This window comes from Arthrobacter sp. Sr33, assembly GCF_054511195.1.
Genome location: NZ_JBTNDD010000023.1, coordinates 1 through 5,044 on the forward strand (window position 1 = coordinate 1; position 5,044 = coordinate 5,044).

At 55.1% G+C, this 5,044-nt stretch carries 4 protein-coding genes and 1 pseudogene; 3 read left to right on the forward strand and 2 right to left on the reverse strand.

All coding sequences use genetic code 11. The features are described from left to right. Nucleotides 1-67: 67 nt before the first annotated feature. Entirely contained in the window at nt 68-601 is a 534-nt protein-coding gene (locus ACX80T_RS16230; RefSeq protein WP_024475797.1) for a hypothetical protein, read from the reverse strand. A 231-nt stretch (nt 602-832) separates the two neighbouring features. Here ACX80T_RS16230 and ACX80T_RS16235 point away from each other — a divergent pair. From ACX80T_RS16235 to ACX80T_RS16245, 3 genes and pseudogenes are all read left to right on the forward strand, one after another. Further along, nucleotides 833-1,234, forward strand: a pseudogene (locus ACX80T_RS16235) (AAA family ATPase); the annotation flags it as partial. 240 nt (nt 1,235-1,474) lie between these two features. After that, entirely contained in the window at nt 1,475-3,259 is a 1,785-nt protein-coding gene (locus tag ACX80T_RS16240; RefSeq protein WP_237742076.1) for a DUF4143 domain-containing protein, read from the forward strand. Nucleotides 3,260-3,415: 156 nt separating this feature from the next. Next, a complete protein-coding gene (locus ACX80T_RS16245) occupies nt 3,416-4,150 on the forward strand; it encodes a TIGR02391 family protein (protein WP_024475799.1) in 735 nt (244 codons plus the stop codon). Nucleotides 4,151-4,261: 111 nt separating this feature from the next. Here the strand turns inward: ACX80T_RS16245 and ACX80T_RS16250 are convergent, their stop codons facing one another. Further along, nucleotides 4,262-4,834, reverse strand: coding sequence for a recombinase family protein (locus ACX80T_RS16250; protein ID WP_024475800.1), 573 nt, complete (start codon nt 4,832-4,834; stop codon nt 4,262-4,264). Nucleotides 4,835-5,044: the final 210 nt, after the last annotated feature.

Consider the following 5,044-nt stretch of genomic DNA (forward strand, 5'->3'; position numbering starts at 1 on the left):
GCCCCATGGATCCCTCGATGGAATGACACCGTCGGCTTACTGGGAAAACTGGACCGCAGGAAACCAACTAGCTATCGCATAGCCACTGGACTGCTAACGGGGGCCCAACCAGGAAAATTACTTGGGAGACCGCATGCCGGGCATTTGCTCCAAGCAGAGGCTTGATGGGATCTCGAAGATCCGAGCTCTGCCTGATGTTCAACAGATTTGTCATCGGGCTGTTACCTGTGGCTCTATCTTGGCCAGCCACAAACAGTCGCAATGCAGTTTCGATGACGTGCTGCATCAAGGTGTAACTCTCAATAGAAGCCATGGTTCTGCTGCTGAGAGTGTCCCCGGCCGGGACGTCCAGTGCGAACTTCTTGTCTTGGAGCACGGACTGGAACTGTCCGAAGAGTGATGCCTGATCGGAGCGGTCCCACCTAACCGAACCGGGCTCCATGTCAACAAGTGCAATTATTCCCCAGAGCCGGCGTTCGAAATACTCTGCGGGATCAACCCTGTAGTAATTCTCCTTCAGTACCTCTTCAACCGCACCTGGCGTCGCCGATAATGCTCCCGTCCTGATCTGGTGAATGCTCAAGGGACCGTTCAGTGCCATCAGGCAAAACTACCTGACCATTCGACCCAAGACTCGATGTTCGGTGCGTCTAGCTAAGGTCAATCGTGTCCGCGACCCGTAGAAGAGGGGTGAATGCCGATGATGGGACATCTCGATGTGTGGGAAGCCGAGTTCTACCCGGCGATGCGAGGCTGCTTCAGCAGGCAAGGCATGAGTGCTTTCATGCATTCTATGTAGAATCTTTTACCCATTGCATGTATGATGGCAATCATGCACATACAGAGGTTTCTTCAGCCCACCCTCATTGAACAGATTGAGACTACCCCCGTACTCATCGTCGAGGGAGCGCGTGCCGTTGGTAAAACTTGGCTCTTGCGGGAGCTGAAGAATGCAAACTTTGTCTCGGCCAGCTTCACGATGACTGACCCCACTCAACTAGCTGCAGCCTCCGAGAACCCGTTGGCTTGGCTGAGGAGCTTACCTAGGCCTTTTGCTATCGATGAAGCTCAACTCCTGCCGGAGCTACCAGTAGCGCTCAAAGCACTCCTCGACGAAACTGACGAATCAGTGCGGTGTGTCCTGACGGGTTCTGCGGCAATCGGTCAAACCGGACTAGGTGGAACGGATCCTCTCGCTCGACGTGCATCTCGATTAACCCTCGAACCCCTCAGTGAAGCCGAGATAACAGCCGCGGAGTCAGGCCCATGGTCCGTCGTTGATCAATTGTTCGACGGAATTCCTCAAACGGGCTTGTCAGTGCCCCTACCACTCAATTGGGAGGAGCGGATTATTCGCGGAGGTCTTCCCCGATACCGAATAATGAATGCGGAACGCTCGACCGCTACTCTGCATCGCCAAATTGGGCAAGATATCAGGTCGCTCCTGACCGACGACGTAATGCCGGAGGAAAGGATGGATTCACGTATCGCTCACGACGTCCTAACTCATCTTCTGATGCATCCAGGAGGAGAGCTGAATACCACGGCCATTGCCAGGTCAATCGGCATCGACGTTCGAACAGTCAACCGCTATATAGACATTCTCGAGCGTCGGTTCCTAGTAGACGAGCTTCCCAACTTTCACAGGCCGTCAAAGAAATCGGTACGGTCAACAGCCAAGTGTTATCCCGCTGACTCAGCACTCTCCGGATCGGTGCTTTTCGCTACTGATCGGACGATGGCCGAAGCCTCTACTCGAGGTGGAATGTTGGAAGCCCACGTTGTTCAGCAAATTAAAGCTCACCTTGGCTGGGCGGAAACCACCGTAACGCTGAGTCATTGGAGGGAGAACAAGAACGGCCGCACTAGCGAAGTTGACCTCGTGCTGCAGGATGCTCGAGGGCGTCTTGTCGCGATCGAGATAAAAGCATCCGGCGTCGTCTCTTCTAGCCATTTCAGAGGCATCCGCGCGTTCAAAAACTACTACGGAGATCGGTTCCACCGAGGATTTGTAATTGGTACTGGTGAACAAGCCGTTGCCTTCGACGACGATCTGTGGGCACTGCCCTTGAATGCGCTATCCCAAATCCAGTTGTGGCATTCACCCGAAGAAGCATCCGTCCAAAGCTCTGCTGTTGTTCCTCACCCCTCGTCCGGATTTCAGGAAGTAGATACCGTGCCTGTCCTTGAAGAAGCCAAAATATTTGTCAGCTACAGCCACCAAGACCAAGAGTCAAGCACTGGCGGTGACATCCGGCAGTTCGCGACGGACGTGGTTGACGCTCTCGAAGGAATACACGGAAGGACAGTCCAACTATTTCTTGATGTCAAAGACGTTCGATGGGGTGATGACCTATGGTCGAGGCTGGATGACGAACTGCAAGCATCTACCTTCTTGGTGCCCTTTATCACCCCTCGCTATCTCAAGAGCGAAGGGTGTAGACGAGAATTTACTTCCTTTTCCGAGGCCGCACAACGGAACGGTTCGGAACAACTTCTGTTGCCATTGATTTGGATCACGCCACCGACGCTTCATTCGGAAACGCTGACTGACCCAATCGTCGAACGGTTACAGGCAACTCTCCACCTCGATGTCACCGCAGCGCGCCGCGCAGACCGCGGTTCTGCGGACTACGCGAATCTTGTCGAGGTCGTCGCTGAGAACCTTGAGAAGATCATCGTAGACCGGGAATCAACCCCTGAAGCGGCGAACGATCTCAGCGCAGATCAGCAGCCAGAGGGTGAACCAGAACCGGGGCTTGATGAATACCTTGCGAATGTCGAAGAGCTGATGCCCCAAGCCGAGCGAACGCTCTCTACGTTTCTGGAGAACTTCACGGACCTAGCAGACGAATTGCAGAATACTATCGGCAGATTCCAGGCCCAGAATCCAACACAACTACGAGCTTCAATGGTTCTAGTCGGCAACACTCTAAAAGAACCGAATGAGCGGCTCACGGTCAGTGCACGTGCCGCCATCACTACGTGGGATCATCTCATGACCAATCTGAACCGGAGCCTGAGTCTGTACTCAGACATAGGTTCGCAAGAGGCTCCCCAGGATCTAATGGAAACCCTTCGCTCCATGGCCAATCAGTTAGAGGAAATGGACACTGCCGAGCTCGAAGGCATTGCACATCAGATGCCGAAAATGTCCAGCAAACTGGTGCCTACTTCTAAGGCTCTGCTGTCTGCTGTAGGGACGATCAGATCAATGGAAGCATCCCTGCGGTCATGGCTCTCGGCCATAGAAGATTAGGAGTGAGCGGTCGCGATGCTGTGGTCGAGTCACCAAGTTTCGGGTGGCACAACGTTCGCATCTGCGGTTGGCCCTGCTCGGCGCCATGGATTCGAGCCCTCGCCAGTTCGCCAGACCTCTAATAGTGCTGTCAGCATTAGAAGGCAGAATGGTCCCATGACCAAGTTAAACCCGGAATGGGCCGTCGATGAGATCGATTCCTTTCTGAACGTGACCGAACAAGTTCCCTATGAGAACGACGGTGGTGGCGTATTCTTCATTGGTTCACGTATGCGCGGCTCTGATATAGAGGCAGCACAAGGCGCTCACGTTGTAGAGCAAATTCTGGATAGGGTCTTACCTAGCTGGGCTAGAGGCCGCCCCGTGCCCGACAGCGAATACGATTGGCTCCGCGACCAAGTTTCACGGGCCAAGGTTGCCCTGCAGCGCTCTGCGGAGCTTGCTGAGAATCTGGGCGACAACGCTCCCGACATGGATGCAGCCAATCTACATCCATGGGCGTGGGAAAACGGCCGATCATATTGGAGTACTGGCCACTTCCATCAAGCAGTGATGCAAGCGGCAATTCGAATCAACGCAGAGACTCAGGCCAAGCTGAATCGCATGGATGTCTCCGAAACAGCCTTATTCAACGAGGCATTCTCATTGGACGCTCCAAAGAAAAATGGATCCCGCCTTCGACTGATGAAGGACGACGGTGGGAAGACCTACCAGAACCTTCACCGAGGCGCCAGAGCCTTTGCCGACGGGCTCTACACGGCAATACGTAATCCAGGGATGCATCTGCCCCCACAGGAGGATGGCGGAATCGAACAGCTTGCCCTCGAACAATTGGCGGCCTTTAGCCTGCTAGCTCGCTGGATCGATCAATCAAATGTCGAAACCGTTTGAACCGCGGCCCCGCTCGGGAAGTTTCATTCACTCCCACCATATGAGGATTTGTTTATCGCTGCGGACAACGTTGGACTTTGCGGATCGGCTTAGCCTGGGGCAGCCCCGGACCTAGGCAGTCCGTTGGACGATCCGGTACACCGTGCTCCTGGCGACTTTGAAGAGTTCGGCGATTTCGGTGGTGGTGTGTTGTCCTCCCTTATATAGGGAGATGAGGTGTGCTTCTTGGGACTTGGTGAGTTTGGGTTGTTTGCCGCGGAGTCTGCCTTTGGCTTTGGCGACTTGCATGCCTTCGCGGGTGCGGGCGCGGATGAGGTCTGATTCGAATTCGGCGACCATGGCGAGGACGTTGAAGAGGAGACGGCCGACGGGGTCGGTGGGGTCGTGGACGGATCCGCCGATGCTGAGCTTGATCCCTCTCTTGGTGAGGTCTTCGATGATGTCTCGGGCATCCGGCAGCGATCGGGCGAGTCGGTCGAGTTTGGTGATGACGAGGGTGTCGCCGGCTCTGCAGGCGGCGAGGGCTTCGCGGAGTCCTGGGCGTTCGCGGTTGGTGCCGGTGAGTCCGTGGTCGACGTAGATCAGGTCTTCGGGGACATTGAGTGCGGCAAGCCCATTGCGTTGCGCGGTGAGGTCTTGTTCGTTCGTGGAGACGCGTGCGTATCCGATGATGTGTCCGGCCATGGTTCTCACTGTAGCGCTAGAGTGACCTAAGCGAGACAGTTTCACGGGCGGGGTAAACGCGAATCTGAAAACCCAGGTTTCATATGGCATTTTTATCGTCTGTGAATCGCAGCGGTAAGTGGCGTTGTTTGCGCGGAATTCAGTGGCCGATGAGGAGTGCTTCGCGGGCGGCGTCGACAACCTCGGGGGTGAGTGTGTCGAGGTTGTTGA

Bases quoted from the DNA above. Each gene is read 5' to 3' on its own strand.
- ACX80T_RS16245 (WP_024475799.1), top strand. From the start codon at position 3,416: ATGACCAAGTTAAACCCGGAATGGGCCGTCGATGAGATCGATTCCTTT.
- ACX80T_RS16230 (WP_024475797.1), bottom strand. From the start codon at position 601: ATGGCACTGAACGGTCCCTTGAGCATTCACCAGATCAGGACGGGAGCA.
- ACX80T_RS16250 (WP_024475800.1), bottom strand. From the start codon at position 4,834: ATGGCCGGACACATCATCGGATACGCACGCGTCTCCACGAACGAACAA.
- ACX80T_RS16240 (WP_237742076.1), top strand. From the start codon at position 1,475: ATGGATTCACGTATCGCTCACGACGTCCTAACTCATCTTCTGATGCAT.